Source organism: Pseudomonas sp. HB05 (genome assembly GCF_016756915.1).
Lineage (GTDB): Bacteria > Pseudomonadota > Gammaproteobacteria > Pseudomonadales > Pseudomonadaceae > Aquipseudomonas > Aquipseudomonas alvandae.
The window spans coordinates 413,472-428,951 of sequence record NZ_JAESPG010000001.1 but is presented as its reverse complement, the minus strand read 5'-3'; the positions used below and the strand labels follow the sequence as shown (position 1 = coordinate 428,951).

Sequence of the window (15,480 nt, the reverse complement as noted above, 5' to 3'; positions counted from 1 at the left end):
GCCTCAGCTCTGGGACGCGGCTTTGGGCAGGATGTCGTTGGCGACCATCTCACCGAACGGGCTCACGTAGCCCTGGCTTTTCGGCAGCTCCGGGCGCTCCACATCCAAGTGCGGGAACAACAGCTCGGCCACCCGATAGGACTCTTCCAAGTGTGGATAACCCGAGAAGATGAACGTGTCGATGCCCAGGTCGGCGTATTCCTTGACCCGCGCGGCCACGGTCGGGCCATCGCCCACCAGCGCCGTACCGGCACCACCACGCACCAGGCCGACCCCGGCCCACAGGTTGGGGCTGACTTCCAACTTGTCGCGGCGACCGCCGTGCAGCGCGGCCATGCGTTGCTGGCCCACCGAGTCGAAGCGCGCCAGGGAGGCCTGGGCACGGGCGATGGTTTCGTCGTCCAGATGGGAAATCAAACGGTCGGCCGCTTGCCAGGCCTCGGCGTTGGTTTCCCGCACAATCACATGCAGGCGAATACCGAAGCGCACGGTGCGCCCAAGCTTCGCGGCCTTGGCGCGCACCTGTTCGATTTTCTGCGCGACGGCTGCAGGCGGCTCGCCCCAGGTCAGCACCATTTCCACCTGCTCGGCGGCCAGGTCCTGTGCCGCTTCCGACGAGCCACCAAAATACAGCGGCGGGCGCGGTTGCTGGATGGGCGGATAGAGCAGCTTGGCGCCCTTCACACTGATGTGCTCACCGTCGTAATCCACGGTCTCGCCTTCCAGCACCCGACGCCAGATCCGGGTGAACTCCACCGACGCCTGGTAACGCTCTTCGTGATCAAGAAACAGCCCATCGCCGGCCAGTTCGTCCGGATCACCGCCGGTCACCAGGTTGAACAGCGCGCGCCCACCGGACAACCGATCCAGCGTCGCCGCCTGACGCGCCGCCACCGTCGGGGAGATGATCCCGGGGCGCAGGGCAACCAGGAACTTCAGGCGTTGGGTCACCGGAATCAGCGAAGCGGCTACCAGCCAGGAGTCTTCGCAGGAACGCCCGGTGGGAATCAAGACGCCGCCAAAACCCAGCCGATCCGCCGCTTGGGCGATTTGTTGCAAGTAACCATGATCGACGGCGCGAGCGCCTTCGGCGGTGCCAAGGTAATGGCCGTCGCCGTGGGTAGGCAGGAACCAGAAAATGTTGAGGCTCATGGAGTGGTCTCCTAAGGGATCGAATTACTGCGCGTTCGCAACGGCCGCCGGCGGCGTCCAGATCACGTCCTTGATGCTCAAGGGCTTGGGAATCAACTTGAGTTGGTAGAAGCTGTCGGCGATTTTCTGCTGGGCCGCGACGACTTCCGGCGTGAGGAACAACGCGCCGTAGCCCTGGCGCTTCACCGACGCCAGGGTGATATCCGCTGGCAGCCCGAGCAGCGGCGAGACCTGCTGGGTCACGTCTTCAGGATTGGCCTTGGACCACTCCCCCACCGCCCGCACTTCCTCCACCAGGGCCGTGATCACCTGGGGATTTTTCTGCGCATAGGGTTTGGTCGCGAGGTAGAACTGATGGTTATCGACGATGCCCTTGCCGTCACGCAGGGTGCGTGCCTGCAACTGCTGTTCAGCCGCGGCCTGGTACGGATCCCAGATGACCCAGGCGTCCACACTGCCCCGCTCGAACGCCGCACGGGCATCGGCCGGCGGCAGGAAAACCGTCTGGATGTCTGAATATTTGAGACCGGCGTCTTCCAGCGCCCGCACCAGCAGATAGTGGACGTTGGAGCCTTTGTTCAGCGCGACTTTCTTACCCTTGAGGTCCTGCACCGACTGGATGGCCGAGCCTTTCGGCACGAGGATCGCCTCGCTGGTGGGCGCCGGAGGTTCGTAGGCGACATAGAGCAGGTCGGCGCCTGCGGCCTGGGCAAACACCGGCGGGGTTTCGCCAGTGACGCCAAAATCGATGGAGCCGACGTTCAAGCCTTCAAGCAGTTGCGGGCCGCCGGGAAACTCCGTCCATTGCACGTCCACGCCTTGGGCCGCGAGGCGTTTTTCCAATGAGCCCTTGGCCTTGAGCAGCACCAGGGTGCCGTATTTCTGGTAACCGATCCGCAAGGTCTCGGCTTGAGCCTGGGTGATGGCGCCGAAGGACACAGCCGCAGCAAACAGAGCGACCAGCCCGCGACGCAAAATGACAGTGCGCATGGCGCCTCTCCTTTTTGCTGTGGGGTTTTGGCTGCACCTGCTTGGCCGTTGACGGCTGAGTAAGGTGAGTTGAATCAGTGGTGTTTGGGGTTCAGATGCTCCAGCGAGCACTCAACAAACGTTCGTTCAATACATCGGGGTCCAGCGGCCTCGGCCGACGGGCCATGGCGCTGTGAAACTGTTCAAGCGCTTCGTCCAGGCGCTGCTGCAAGGCCGGCGTCAATTGCGCCTGGGCGCTGCCTTCGCCATAAGCGATCTGGCTGTCTTCGGCGAAAATCCCATGGAGCATTTCCTGGGCCTTGAGCGCCGACAGCACCGGCTTCAGGGCGTAGTCCACCGCCAACATGTGGGCGATGCTGCCGCCTGTCGCCATGGGCAACACCACCTTGTGGGCCAGGGCCCGCTCCGGCAGCAGATCAAGCACGGTCTTCAACGCACCGGAAAAAGACGCCTTGTAGACCGGCGTGGCAATCAGCAGCCCGTCCGCGTTTTCGATCTGGGCCAGCAAGTCCACCACCTTGGGACTGTCGAAGCGGGCATGGAGCAGATCCTCGGCGGGGAAATCACGCACCTGATAACTCACCACTTCCACACCGTGTTGCTGCAACCAACGTTGCGAGCGCTCCAACAGCACTCCAGAACGGGAGCGCTGGCTGGGACTGCCGCCGAGCGAGACAACCAACATGCCAACCATCCTTAATGTCACGTGCGATTCGCGGTGGGCGATCTCGCGGTATGGGGCCAACCATAACAGCGCCGTCATATATCTTTAAATCATATTTATTCATTTGGTTATTCGATATAGAGATATGCGTCCTGCTTTTCTCTGCGCAATAAAAAAGGCCGTCGAAACGGCCAAAACCCTTGGTACACAGATGTTCCTGTGGGAGCGAGCTTGCTCGCGATGGCGTCAGATCTGCCAGCCTTGATGTTGAGTGATACACCGCTATCGCGAGCAAGCTCGCTCCCACAGGTTCGGTATTGCGTCAACGATTAGGTTGGGGCGTGAGGCGCAGGTATGGCTTCACCGCGCGATAGCCCTTGGGGAAGCGCTGCTTGAGCTCTTCTTCGTCCTTGAGCGACGGCACGATCACCACTTCATCACCGTCCTGCCAGTTGGCGGGCGTGGCGACTTTGTAGTTGTCGGTCAGTTGCAGGGAGTCGATCACTCGGAGGATTTCGTTGAAGTTGCGCCCGGTGCTGGCCGGGTAGGTGATGGTCAGGCGAATCTTCTTGTTCGGGTCGATCACGAACAATGAGCGCACGGTCAAGGTGTCGCTGGCGTTGGGATGGATCAGGTCGTACAGGTCGGACACCTTGCGGTCGGCATCGGCCAGGATCGGAAAATTGACCACGGCGTTCTGGGTTTCGTTGATGTCTTCGATCCATTTATGGTGCGAGTCCACCGGGTCCACCGACAGGGCGATGGCCTTGACGCCGCGCTTGGCGAATTCATCCTTGAGCTTGGCGGTGAGGCCCAGCTCGGTGGTGCACACCGGGGTGAAATCCGCCGGATGGGAGAACAGCACACCCCAGCTGTCGCCGAGCCATTCGTGGAAGCGAATCTTGCCGGCGCTGGAATCCTGTTCGAAATCGGGGGCGATATCGCCGAGTCTGAGGCTCATGATGCGGCTCCTGGATGGTTTTTATGAGCCCAAACTGTGCGCCGCTTTTCGTTGCTTTAAAAAGAATGAATACCCATTTATTTAGATCATTAGGAAATATAAAAAACTGTTCACTGGTGCCTTGACGCATACCGGCCCAAGATCATTTCCGAGGTTTGACAAGGCCTCGAGCTGCGAGAAAGAGGAGAAGGTTCGGGAAAGGCTACAGGGGTGGGCCGGACCCGAAACGCAAAAGCCCCGCCCGGCGTGATGCCGGGCGGGGCTTTTTTTGTTTTGGAGCTACATTACGGAAATTATTGACGCGATTTTGAGACGAGCGGCTAGGATAGGCAGCATGAACGCTCAAGCCTTGTTGACGCACTTGCAAAATCATCTGCCTGACCTGTTGGCGGTTTACCTGTTCGGAAGCCACGCCCAGGGGACCGCCGGACCTGACAGTGATGTCGATTTGGCTGTGCTGTTGTCAGGCACGGTGGACCCGGTGTCGTTGTGGCAACTTTCAGGCGATTTGGCGGACATTGCGGGCAGTCCGGTGGATCTGATAGATCTACGGGCGGCAACCACCGTCATGCAGTACCAGATCGTGACCCGAGGCCGAAGACTCTGGGCCAAAGATGTACAGGCGGGGTTGTTCGAATGTTTCATTCTCAGCGAAAAGACCGCGCTCGATGAGACTCGAGCAGGATTGCTCAAAGATATTCAGGAACAAGGCAGCGTGTATGGCCGATGACGTATTGATCAACAAGGCAGCGAGTATCGAGCGTTGCGTAGCCAGGGTGCGCGAGGAATACGGGAAAGATCCTGCCACGTTTGCCACCGATTTCACTCGCCAGGATTCGGCCGTCCTGAACATCCAGCGTGCCTGCGAAGCGGCGCTGGATATGGGGCAGCATCTGATTCGCCGTGAGCGATTGGGTGTCCCGCAAAGTGCCCGCGATACATTCGAGTTGCTTTTTCAAGGCGGCTGGATCGAAGAAGGCCTGGTGAAAAACCTGAAGAACATGGTGGGGTTCAGGAACATCGCGGTGCATGACTACCAGGCCCTTCAACTGCCGATCATGGTCGCGATCATTACCGGGCATCTGGATGATTTTCTGGCGTTCAGTGCGTTTATCCTGCGCAAGGACGCAGCGGAGCCAAAGGGATAAAGGCGAGATCCATCCGACATACCCGAAACGCAAAAGCCCCGCCCGGCGTGATGCCGGGCGGGGCTTTTTTTACTTCGCTACGTCTTACATGAAGTTGTAAGTGTAGTTGAAGATCAGGCGGGTCTGATCCCGGTCAGCGCCGGAACCGCTACCGGTACCGCGATAGGAGCCATGACGCAGGGTGGTGCCGAAACCTTTCAGGGCACCTTGCTGCACGACGTAATCCAAGCGCATGTCGCGTTCCCACTCGGACGAATCGCTGCCACCTGCGGTCGTAGACTTGATGTTTTCACCATGCAAGTAGGCCACTGCGGCTTTCAGGCCAGGAACGCCCAGACCGGTAAAGTCATAGGAATATTGACCGAAGGTGGTGTTTTCACCGGCACGGACGAACCCGTTGATCATGCTGTCGGTGAACAGATAGAAGCTCGAGCCACCGGCACCTTCGTTGTTACCGTTGCCATCAAGCACGTTGCCTTGGTTCAGGTAGACAAAACCGCCGTCATCGCCGACTTGTTGGTGACCCAACATGAAGGCACTGCCACCCAGGGTGTAGGTGAACATTGCGCTCCAGGTCTTGTTGTCGACCACACCCTGCTCTTTGGCATAGCCTTGGTTGTTATCGAACTGATAGCCCGCATCACCGTTGCGGCCATCCGAGCTGCTGTCGAAATAACGTAGGTCAGTCTTGAACGATTGGCCTTCGGTGATCGGGAAAACATGTACAGCACCCAGGAAGTGCTGTTTGTAGTAATCCTGCAGGTTGGCGTAGTAGTACTGCAAGGTCAGGTCTTTGGTGACCTTCCAGTCAGCACCGGCGTAGCGGAATTGATTGCTTTCTTCGGTACCGCCAGAGACTGCCAAGCCGGTACGGTTGCTCGACGCACGGCCAACGGCATGTTCCAGCTGACCGGCGTTGAACGTCACGTTGTCCAGATCCTTGGAGGTGATGGTGCCACCTTCGAAGGTTTGCGGCAGCAGACGACCATCGCTGGCGACCAGGATTGGCAGGTTAGGCTGCAGTGCACCGCCCAGGTGAGCCTCAGTCTTGGAAAAGAGCGCTTTCACGTTGGCCGACGCACGGCTCCAGCTGTGCTCCGCGGACCCGTCGGAGTCGCTTGGCGAGAAGGTGTTATTGGCGTCTGGACGCTGACCTTTACCACCATCAAGGTGAAGACCAACCATCGCCTGGGCGTCGATACCAAAACCAACCACACCTTGAGTGAAGCCGGACTTGTAGTCGAACTTCAGGCCAGTGGCCGCCTCACGCTGATCTTCAGCGCCCTCACGGTTATCGTTGTCGAAATACATTGTGCGAGAACTGACAGACGCCTTGCTGTCTTCGATAAAACCGGCGGCGCCTGCCTGCTGCGCCAATACCCCAACGGCCACTGCCATGGCCAAGGTGGACTTCTTCATGCATCGCTCCTCTCGTTTTCTAATTCTTGTCTATCTTTGGCTCCGGATCGAACGCCCGGAATCCGCGGATGCGCGATTAGCGCCAGACCGTGACTGGCAAGTCAACCGTAACCCTTTCGGACTACGACCATGGTCTAACCCCGCGACATCGGCCCGCAGAATAAAGGATTCTTTATAAATCCAAAAAGAATTGTTTCAACAGTTTTCAGTGCGTTTTGACATATGAGTGCCATCACAGCGTCATCAAGCTGTGACAAGCCTTATCGGCGACGTAGGGGATAACTGAACGGTTATTCGTCCGGGTTTTACGCAACCCCGCGAATTCCTGGCGACGAGATATATTCCGCGCCTCCTGCGCCTTCGATCCTGCTCATGACAACTCGCGCATGCCGCGATCTTGACGCGTTCCAGACTAGCTGCTCATTGTCTGAAATCAAGAAAGTCGCGGCGATGGGAGATTTCCGAGAGCCGTCTACAGGGATTTTTCGAAGATCTTCGAATTGCGCTGGTAGTTGTACAGCGAAGCCCGCGCCGCCGGCAGGCGTTCGACGCTGCTGGGCTCGAAGCCCCGTTCGCGGAACCAGTGGGCGGTCCGGGTCGTCAGCACGAACAGCGTCTTGAGCCCCTGGGCACGGGCACGGGTTTCGATTCGCTCCAGCAGTTCATCACCGCGCCCGCCATGGCGATACTCCGGATTGACCGCCAGGCAGGCCAGCTCACCCGCGTCCGAATCGGCAATCTGATACAGCGCGGCGCAGGCAATGATCATGCCCTCGCGCTCGACCACGCTGAACTGTTCGATCTCACGCTCCAGCACTTCACGGGAACGACGCACCAGGATCCCCTGCTCCTCCAGCGGGCTGATGAGGTCCAGCAAGCCGCCAACGTCCTCGATGGCCGCTTCGCGCACCACCTCGAATTGCTCCTGGGCCACCAGCGTGCCGCTGCCATCGCGGGTGAACAACTCGGCCAACAGCGCACCGTTCTCGGCATAGCTGACGATATGGCTGCGCGCGACACCACCGCGGCAAGCCTGGGCCGCGGCGTCGAGCAGTTCCGCCTGGTAGTCGCTGCCCAATCGCTGCATGTGGGCCGGAACCTGTTGCGGACGCAACTCGCGAACCAGGCGTCCATGCTCATCGATCAGCCCCTGTTCAGCGCCGAAAAGCAGCAACTTGTCAGCCGCCAGGTCAATGGCCGCCCGGGTGGCGACATCCTCGCAGGCCAGATTGAAGATTTCCCCCGTGGGCGAATAGCCCAGCGGCGACAGCAGCACGATGGAACGCTCGTCCAATAGGCGGTTGATGCCCTTGCGATCGACCCGGCGCACTTCGCCGGTGTGGTGATAGTCCACGCCCTCAAGGACGCCGATCGGCCGCGCAGTGACCAGGTTGCCACTGGCGACCCGCAGCCGCGAGCCCTGCATGGGCGAAGACGCCATGTCCATGGACAGGCGCGCCTCGATGGCGATGCGCAGTTGGCCGACCGCGTCGATCACGCACTCCAGGGTCGCGGCATCGGTGATGCGCATGCCGTGGTGGTAATGAGGCGTCAGGCCCCGTGCCGCGAGGCGAGTCTCGATCTGCGGGCGCGAACCATGGACCAGCACCAGGCGCACGCCGAGACTGTGCAGCAACACCAGGTCATGAACGATGTTGCCGAAGTTGGGGTGTTCAACCCCATCTCCGGGCAGCATGACGACGAAGGTGCAATCACGGTGGGCATTGATATAGGGCGAAGCGTGGCGAAGCCAATTGACGTATTCGGGCATGAACCTGACCTGTAATAAATAACAGCCGAAAAAAGACGAAACAGAACGCACAGCGGGCTGGTGGTTATCGTCGGAACAGGCTTGGCGACACGCGCGCTCTCCTCATGTGATGAATACGGGCCCGCAAGAGGGCAATTTAACCGGCCGTGGCCGGCGTCAAGCAGTAGTGCCCAATCAACTGACGGAGCAATTGCACGGTAGGCTGCAAACGTGACATTTCAAGGTATTCGCCCGGCTGGTGGGCACAGGCGATGTCGCCAGGGCCGAGCACCAGGGTTTCGCAGCCAAGGCGCTGAAGATAAGGCGCTTCGGTGCCGAACGCCACTGCTTCGGCACGATGGCCGGTAAGCCGTTCGGCCACGCGCACCAGTTCGGCATCCTCGACCTGCTCGAATGGCGGCACTTCGGGGAACAGCGGCGCGTAGTCGATCTTCACGTGGTGTCGTTCGGCAATCGGGTCGAGCTTCTGCTGGATCGCCGCCCGCAGCACTTGCGGATCCATGCCGGGCAAGGGCCGCAAGTCGAATTCCATGGAGCACTGGCCGCAGATCCGGTTGGGGTTGTCGCCGCCGTGGATGCAGCCGAAATTCAGGGTCGGTTGCGGCACGGTGAATTGCGGGTTGCGGAATTCACGCTGCCATTGCAGGCGCAGGCCGCGCAGCTCGCCCATGGCGTCATGCATCGCTTCGAGGGCGCTGTGGCCCAGGCTCGGATCGGAAGAATGGCCACTGCGCCCGAGGATGTCGATGCGCTCCATCATCACGCCTTTATGCAGGCGGATCGGCCGCAAGCCGGTGGGCTCGCCAATCACCGCGGCACGCCCTAACGGCCGTCCGGCGTCGGCCAGGGCACGGGCGCCAGACATGGAGCTTTCTTCATCGCAGGTGGCGAGGATCAACAGCGGCTGCTTGAAGGGTTGGTCCAGCAGCGGCTTGACTGCTTCGATGGCCAGGGCGAAAAAACCCTTCATGTCACAACTGCCCAGGCCCACCCAACGACCGTCGACTTCGGTGAGTTTCAGCGGATCGGTCTGCCACAACGCGCCATCGAACGGCACCGTATCGCTGTGACCGGCCAGCACCAGCCCGCCGGGGCCTGTGCCAAAACTGGCGAGCAAATTGAATTTGCCCGGGCTCACCTGTTGGATGTCACAGGAAAACCCGAGCTCGGCAAGCCAGCCCGCCAGCAACTCGATCACCGCACCGTTGGATTGGTCCAGCTTAGGCTGGGTACAACTGACCGAAGGCGCGGCGATCAGGGCAGCGAACTGATCTTTCATGGACGGCAAAGGCATCGCTGGCTCCGGGCTTACAGATTGGCGTTCATCATAGAACCATCTGGCCCCAGGAATAAACCTAGGGCGAGTCAGTCCTGTACACTGCACGACCTTGGCAGCCACACCTCCCCCCGGCTGCGCACCCGATCCCTGGATTTTCCGGCCATGCAGAAAGAAACCGAAATCAAACTCCGCGTCAGCCGCGAGACCCTGGCAGCCTTGCGTGAGCATCCGCTGCTGAAAAAACGCAACAAGAGTGGCTGGGAACGCCACGAACTGATGAATCAGTACTTCGACACCCCGGAGCGTGACCTCGCCCGGGCCAAGGTTGCCCTGCGCCTGCGCCGCGACGGTGAAGAAGTGATCCAGACCCTCAAGACCCGTGGCCAGAGCGTCGCCGGCCTGTCCGAGCGCAACGAGTACGACTGGCACCTGCCCAAGGCCAAGCTGGACCTGAAGAAACTCGAGGGCGAATGCTGGCCCGAGGCACTGGCCGAACTGGACAAGAAAACCCTCAAGGCGATCTTCACCACCGACTTCGTTCGCGAGCGCGCCGAAATCGCCTGGGGCCGTGGCAAGAGCAAAGTGGTCATCGAGGCCGCGCTCGACCTGGGCCACGTCGTGGTGGGCAAGCAGAAGGAAGAAATCTGCGAGCTGGAGCTGGAGCTGCGCGAAGGCGAACCCGCCGCGCTATTGGAGCTGGCCGCCGAGCTGGCCGTGACCCTGCCCTTGATGCCCTGCGACATCAGCAAGGCCGAACGGGGCTATCGCCTGCATGACGCGGGCAGCTATGCCCTGAGCCTGCCGGCCCCGCAACTGACCGTCGAAACACCGCTGGACGATGCCTTCGCCGCCTTGAGCTGGCATTTGCTGGGCAGCAGCCAGCGCCTGGCCGAACAATACCGTTTCAATGGCCATTGGCGCCTGCTGCAAGACTGGGCGGAAAACCTCGCCGAACTGCGTGCGCTGCTCAGCAGCCTCGGCCAGGCCGCGCCGCGTCAATCGACTCATGATCTGCGCGTTGCCCTGGACGCACTGCTGGAAGACTGGCGCCCATTGGTCCAGGCCGGCATCGAAGACGAAGACGTGCGCAAGGCAGCCCCGGAGCAATTCCTCGAAGAGCTGCAGGACCCGCGCTGGGGCCTGTTCTCCCTCGAAGCCTCACGCTGGTTGCTGGCCCGTAGCTGGACCGCCGACCGCAACACCCGCGGCAACCGCCAAGGCGCAGCGCAACTGGGCAGTTGGTTGCCGCGCCTGTTGAGCGAAGAAGCTTCGTCTTTGCAACTGCAACGCTACCAGCAACAGCCGGAAGACCTGGCCGAGCAATTGCCGCGCATCGAACGGATCCAGGCCTGGCTGCACCATGCCCGCCACGTCCTCGATATTCCGGAAATGGACCGCCTCTACGGTGAATTGAACAAGCTGGCGCAACTGGCCAACGAGCCGATCACCGACGAGCTTCTGGATGCGCGCAAGCAACAGGCGATCGCGGTGTATCAGAATCGGGCGTGGAAGACTTTGTTGCGCCTGTAAGATCGCCATCGCGAGCAAGCTCGCTCCCACAGGGGTCCAGCGTTGCACACAGATCTTGTGGCCGCTGAAGATCAACTGTGGGAGCGAGCTTGCTCGCGATGAGGTCAGCCCAAACATCGCAAAAACAAGCTCAGCGCACCACCGGCAAACTCGTCGTCGACTTGATCTCCGACAGCGCCACGATCGAGTTCACTTCCTGGATCCCCGGCACCATCGACAGCTTCTCGAAGAAGAACCGCTCATACGCCTCGATGTCCGCCGTGACGATACGCAGCAGGAAATCCACTGACCCCATCAGCACATAGCACTCCAGGACTTCGGGAAAGCCGCGGATCGCCTCGGTGAACTCAGTGAAGTTCGAACGACCGTGGGCGTTGAGTTTCACTTCGGCGAATATCTGCGTGTTCAGGCCGATTTTCTTGCGATCCAGCAACGTCACCTGCCCGCGAATGATCCCCTCCTCCTTCATCCGCTGGATCCGTCGCCAGCACGGCGATTGGGACAAACCCACCTGCTCGGCAATCTGCGCGCTGGACAGCGAAGCGTCCTCTTGCAGCAGTGCGAGTATCCTGCGGTCGTAGCTGTCCAGCTCGCTGTGCATAAATAAACCTTTAACAAGCCAGATATCGATTGGATTAATTCGCTAGAACAGCATAAAGGCATATCTTAGATAAGAAATACCTCAGGACGCATGTAAATATTTCTCCGCATATCCAGGAGATGTTCCATGCCCTCATTCGAATCCACTGCCACGCCTCCACTGCGCGCCGACGTCTGGCACTCCGCCAATCCCCATCGTCGCGTCGAGTATCAATTGTCGGGCGAGGCCGAGCCGGATCTGCCTTGCCGGGTGCTCAACCTGTTCGCGTTGCAGGGCCTGACGCCGGAGAAAATCCATATGGAGTGCCACCATGATCAACTGTCCATGGAGATCCTCGTGGACGGGCTGAGCTGGCACCGTGCCCAGGTGATTGCGGAAAAATTACGTAACTTGATCAGCGTGAGTTCGGTGGACATGCAAGACATTGATATTGCACGGGCTGGATCGGTTCAGGCAGCGAGTTGAGATCGCTGCGGCAAGAATTCGAAACTCATTGGTCGGGTAGTGGCCCAACGGTACATAACGTCGCGACTATTCTTTTGCAGACCAGGCCAAGACATCGAGGTGTCTGTATCGCGGCTTTGCTGCAATTGTCCAATAGGAATTCGAACGCTCATGTCCACCAAACACGCCACTCAGGACCGCTGGCTGGACCTTAACGATCTGCTGCGCCAATTGGTCGCCCAAGGCATCATCAGCCAGGATTCAGCGGAAACCGCACTCAATGCGCGTCGGCGTCACACTGCCAACAGCCAGTTGCATCCACTTGAATTCATTGCCAACCAGCACCTGGACGACCTGAGCCGTCCCGGCAAGCGCCTGGACCTGGAAAACCTGACGCTGTGGCTGGCCGAGCAGGCCGACCAGCCCTACATGCGCATCGACCCGTTGAAGATCAACGTGGCAGCCGTTACGCCCCTGATGTCCTACGCCTTTGCGCAGCGCCACAAGATCCTCGCCGTGGCGGTCGATCGCGACGCGGTCACCGTTGCCAGCGCCCAGCCTTACGTCAGCAGTTGGGAAGCGGACCTGACCCACGTGCTCAAGTTGCCGGTCAAGCGGGTGGTCGCCAACCCGGTGGATATCCAGCGCCTCAGCGTGGAATTCTACCGCCTGGCCAAGTCGGTCAGCGGTGCCACCACGGTCGAGCAGCAACCGAGCAACTTGAGCAACTTCGAACAACTGCTCAATCTCGGCGCCAGCGACCAGGAGCCGGACGCCAACGACGCCCATATCGTCAATATCGTCGACTGGCTGTTCCAGTACGCCTTCCAGCAGCGCGCCAGCGATATCCACATCGAACCCCGCCGCGAGCAGGGCACCGTGCGTTTTCGCATCGACGGCGTGCTGCACACCGTCTACCAGTTCCCGCCGCAGGTGACGATGGCGATCATCAGTCGCCTCAAGAGCCTGGGGCGGATGAACGTCGCGGAAAAGCGCAAGCCCCAGGACGGACGCGTCAAGACCAAGACCCCGGACGGCGGCGAAGTGGAGTTGCGACTGTCGACCTTGCCCACGGCATTCGGCGAAAAAATGGTCATGCGGATCTTCGACCCGGAAGTGCTGCTCAAGGATTTCGACCAGCTCGGTTTTTCCGCCGACGACCTGCGCCGCTGGCAGGACATGACGCGCCAGCCCAACGGCATCATCCTGGTTACGGGGCCCACCGGGTCCGGCAAGACCACGACCCTCTACACCACGCTCAAGAAGCTGGCGACACCGGAAGTGAACCTCTGCACCATCGAAGATCCGATTGAAATGGTCGAGTCGTCCTTCAACCAGATGCAGGTCCAGCACAATATCGAGCTGTCGTTTGCCGCCGGCGTCCGCGCGCTGATGCGACAGGACCCGGACATCATCATGATCGGCGAGATCCGCGACCTGGAAACCGCCGAGATGGCGATCCAGGCAGCGCTCACCGGACACCTTGTGCTCTCGACCCTGCACACCAACGACGCGCCGAGCGCCATCAGCCGCCTGCTGGAGCTTGGCGTGCCGCATTACCTGATCAAGGCCACGGTCCTCGGGGTCATGGCCCAGCGCCTGGTACGTACGCTGTGCCCGCATTGCAAGGCACCGTTGACCCTGGACGAAGACGACTGGCAAACCCTGACGCGTCCCTGGCAGGCACCCTTGCCCACCAATGCCCAACGGGCGGTCGGTTGCTCGGAGTGCCGTGACACCGGCTATCGCGGGCGTGCCGGGGTCTACGAAATCATGCAATTGAGCGACAGCGTCAAAGGCTTGATCCACCCCGACACCGATTTGCTGGCCGTACGCCGCCAGGCGTTCAAGGAAGGCATGCGCAGCCTGCGGCTCTCGGGCGCGCAAAAGGTTGCGGCGGGCTTGACCACCGTCGAGGAAGTATTGCGGGTAACGCCACAGAGCGAGCAGAAGTAGGCACCATCCTGCTCAAGAGGCAGAAATATCCCACAAACAAACCGGAACGGACCGTAGCGAAGATAATGGCCGCGTGCCCTACACTCAGGGTTCGCAGGTCCATTTCAATTCGCACAGGGAACCGTCATGCAGATCGGTAGCGTACTTTTACTGTTCATCGGCCTCGTGGTCGCCATCCTGTTCATGGGGTTCAAGGTCGTGCCCCAGGGCTACCAGTGGACCGTCGAGCGCTTTGGCCGTTACACCAATACGCTCAAGCCCGGCCTGAACATCATCATTCCGGTAATGGATCGCATTGGGCGCAAGATCAACGTCATGGAAAGCGTGCTGGATATTCCTCCCCAGGAAGTGATTACCGCCGACAACGCCACGGTACAGATCGACGCCGTGTGTTTCTTCCAGGTCGTCAACACAGCCCAGGCCGCCTACGAGGTCAACAACCTCGAACACGCCATCCGCAACCTGTTGCAGACCAACATCCGCACGGTGCTGGGGTCCATGGAACTGGATGCCATGCTCAGCCAGCGCGACGGCATCAATGAAAAACTATTGCGCACCGTGGATGAGGCCACGGCGCCGTGGGGCATCAAGATCACCCGGATCGAGATCAAGGACATCAGCCCGCCAGCCGACCTGATGGCCGCCATGTCCGGGCAGATGAAAGCCGAACGGATCAAGCGTGCCCAGATCCTCGAAGCGGAAGGCCTGCGAGCGTCGGCCATTCTTACCGCCGAAGGCAAGAAACAGGCGCAGATCCTCGAGGCCGAAGGCAGTCGGCAGGCCGCGTTCCTGGAGTCGGAAGCCCGCGAACGCCAGGCGCAAGCCGAAGCCTTGGCTACCCAGGTGGTGTCCCTGGCGATCGCCGCCGGTAACGTCCAGGCCGTGAACTACTTCGTTGCGCAAAAATACATCGATGCCCTCGGCCGTCTTGCCTCGGCCAACAACAGCAAGGTGATCCTGATGCCGCTGGAAGCCAGCCAGGTCATTGGCGCCGTCGGCGGTATCGGTGAGATCGTCAAGGCCACCTTCGACAGCAAGAAAGCCTGAGGCGCGCGTATGTGGGGTTTCCTGCAACAGATGTCGTATTGGGACTGGCTGGCGCTTGGCGTCATCCTGCTGATCCTGGAGGTATTCGGCGCCGGCGGATATCTGCTCTGGATCGGCATGGCCGCCGCTGCGGTCGGTGTGCTGACCTTTATCCTGCCGCAAATGGCTTGGGAGATGCAGTTCCTGCTGTTCGGCCTGTTCGCCATCGCAACAGCCCTGTATTGGTGGCGACGCCAGCGCAGCGCGGTGCGCCAGAGCGATCAGCCACACCTGAACCTGCGCGGTCAGGAACTGATCGGCAAGGTCTTCCAGGTCCACGAGGCAATCGTCGATGGACGGGGCAAGATCAAGGTGGCCGATGGCGTGTGGTTGGCGAAGGGACCCGATTCGCCTGTTGGCGCCCGGGTCAGGGTGGTGACGCAGGAGGGGACGGTGTTGACGGTTGAACGAGCGGAGTGACGCGTCATGGAACTGAATCGAGCCCTCGACAATCCAACGTCATAGTTAACCCAGTGGAG

General features: G+C 60.4%; 15 protein-coding genes. 7 read left to right on the top strand and 8 right to left on the bottom strand.

Annotated elements, in window-relative coordinates; translation table 11 throughout:
- Positions 1 to 3 precede the first annotated feature (3 nt).
- The 4 genes from ssuD to JMN22_RS01945 form a co-directional block, all read right to left on the bottom strand.
- Positions 4 to 1,152 (bottom strand): FMNH2-dependent alkanesulfonate monooxygenase, encoded by a 1,149-nt coding sequence (ssuD, locus tag JMN22_RS01960; RefSeq protein WP_198797495.1) that lies wholly within the window; start codon positions 1,150 to 1,152, stop codon positions 4 to 6.
- Between the two features lie 24 nt (positions 1,153 to 1,176).
- Positions 1,177 to 2,142: a sulfonate ABC transporter substrate-binding protein gene (locus JMN22_RS01955; RefSeq protein ID WP_198797496.1), complete on the bottom strand. Its 966-nt coding sequence runs from the start codon at positions 2,140 to 2,142 to the stop codon at positions 1,177 to 1,179.
- 91 nt (positions 2,143 to 2,233) lie between these two features.
- Positions 2,234 to 2,827 carry an NADPH-dependent FMN reductase gene (ssuE, locus tag JMN22_RS01950; protein ID WP_198797497.1) on the bottom strand — a complete coding sequence of 198 codons (594 nt, stop codon included), beginning with the start codon at positions 2,825 to 2,827 and terminating at the stop codon, positions 2,234 to 2,236.
- Positions 2,828 to 3,128: 301 nt separating this feature from the next.
- Positions 3,129 to 3,767 (bottom strand): peroxiredoxin, encoded by a 639-nt coding sequence (locus tag JMN22_RS01945; RefSeq protein ID WP_003206652.1) that lies wholly within the window; start codon positions 3,765 to 3,767, stop codon positions 3,129 to 3,131.
- Positions 3,768 to 4,101: 334 nt separating this feature from the next.
- On the opposite strand from JMN22_RS01945, the gene mntA reads away from it, so the two are divergent.
- Together mntA and hepT are read left to right on the top strand one after the other, a co-directional pair.
- Positions 4,102 to 4,497, top strand: coding sequence for a type VII toxin-antitoxin system MntA family adenylyltransferase antitoxin (gene mntA, locus JMN22_RS01940; RefSeq protein WP_198797498.1), 396 nt, complete (start codon positions 4,102 to 4,104; stop codon positions 4,495 to 4,497).
- Positions 4,487 to 4,915, top strand: a complete 429-nt coding sequence (gene hepT, locus JMN22_RS01935; protein WP_030138107.1) for a type VII toxin-antitoxin system HepT family RNase toxin — start codon at positions 4,487 to 4,489, stop codon at positions 4,913 to 4,915. Before mntA ends, hepT begins: the two co-directional genes overlap by 11 nt.
- Positions 4,916 to 4,999: 84 nt before the next feature.
- On the opposite strand, the gene JMN22_RS01930 is transcribed toward hepT, so the two are convergent.
- The 3 genes from JMN22_RS01930 to argE all read right to left on the bottom strand — a co-directional run bounded on the left by JMN22_RS01930 (position 5,000) and on the right by argE (position 9,399).
- Complete coding sequence (locus JMN22_RS01930) at positions 5,000 to 6,334, bottom strand: OprD family porin (protein WP_198797499.1); 1,335 nt, start codon at positions 6,332 to 6,334, stop codon at positions 5,000 to 5,002.
- A 472-nt stretch (positions 6,335 to 6,806) separates the two neighbouring features.
- Positions 6,807 to 8,105: an amino-acid N-acetyltransferase gene (gene argA / locus JMN22_RS01925; RefSeq protein WP_198797500.1), complete on the bottom strand. Its 1,299-nt coding sequence runs from the start codon at positions 8,103 to 8,105 to the stop codon at positions 6,807 to 6,809.
- 136 nt (positions 8,106 to 8,241) lie between these two features.
- A complete protein-coding gene (argE, locus tag JMN22_RS01920; RefSeq protein WP_030138110.1) occupies positions 8,242 to 9,399 on the bottom strand; it encodes an acetylornithine deacetylase in 1,158 nt (385 codons plus the stop codon).
- Positions 9,400 to 9,546: 147 nt separating this feature from the next.
- On the opposite strand from argE, the gene JMN22_RS01915 reads away from it, so the two are divergent.
- Positions 9,547 to 10,914, top strand: a complete 1,368-nt coding sequence (locus tag JMN22_RS01915) for a CYTH domain-containing protein (protein ID WP_198797501.1) — start codon at positions 9,547 to 9,549, stop codon at positions 10,912 to 10,914.
- 130 nt (positions 10,915 to 11,044) lie between these two features.
- On the opposite strand, the gene JMN22_RS01910 is transcribed toward JMN22_RS01915, so the two are convergent.
- Positions 11,045 to 11,515, bottom strand: coding sequence for an Lrp/AsnC family transcriptional regulator (locus tag JMN22_RS01910; protein WP_198797502.1), 471 nt, complete (start codon positions 11,513 to 11,515; stop codon positions 11,045 to 11,047).
- Between the two features lie 126 nt (positions 11,516 to 11,641).
- Here JMN22_RS01910 and JMN22_RS01905 point away from each other — a divergent pair, with 126 nt between their 5' ends.
- From JMN22_RS01905 to JMN22_RS01890, 4 genes are all read left to right on the top strand, one after another.
- Positions 11,642 to 11,980, top strand: a complete 339-nt coding sequence (locus JMN22_RS01905; RefSeq protein ID WP_198797503.1) for a hypothetical protein — start codon at positions 11,642 to 11,644, stop codon at positions 11,978 to 11,980.
- A gap of 150 nt (positions 11,981 to 12,130) precedes the next feature.
- Positions 12,131 to 13,915, top strand: a complete 1,785-nt coding sequence (locus JMN22_RS01900; protein ID WP_030138114.1) for a GspE/PulE family protein — start codon at positions 12,131 to 12,133, stop codon at positions 13,913 to 13,915.
- A 126-nt stretch (positions 13,916 to 14,041) separates the two neighbouring features.
- Entirely contained in the window at positions 14,042 to 14,962 is a 921-nt protein-coding gene (locus tag JMN22_RS01895) for an SPFH domain-containing protein (RefSeq protein WP_198797504.1), read from the top strand.
- A 9-nt stretch (positions 14,963 to 14,971) separates the two neighbouring features.
- Entirely contained in the window at positions 14,972 to 15,421 is a 450-nt protein-coding gene (locus JMN22_RS01890) for an NfeD family protein (RefSeq protein WP_030138116.1), read from the top strand.
- The last annotated feature ends 59 nt before the right edge of the window (positions 15,422 to 15,480 follow it).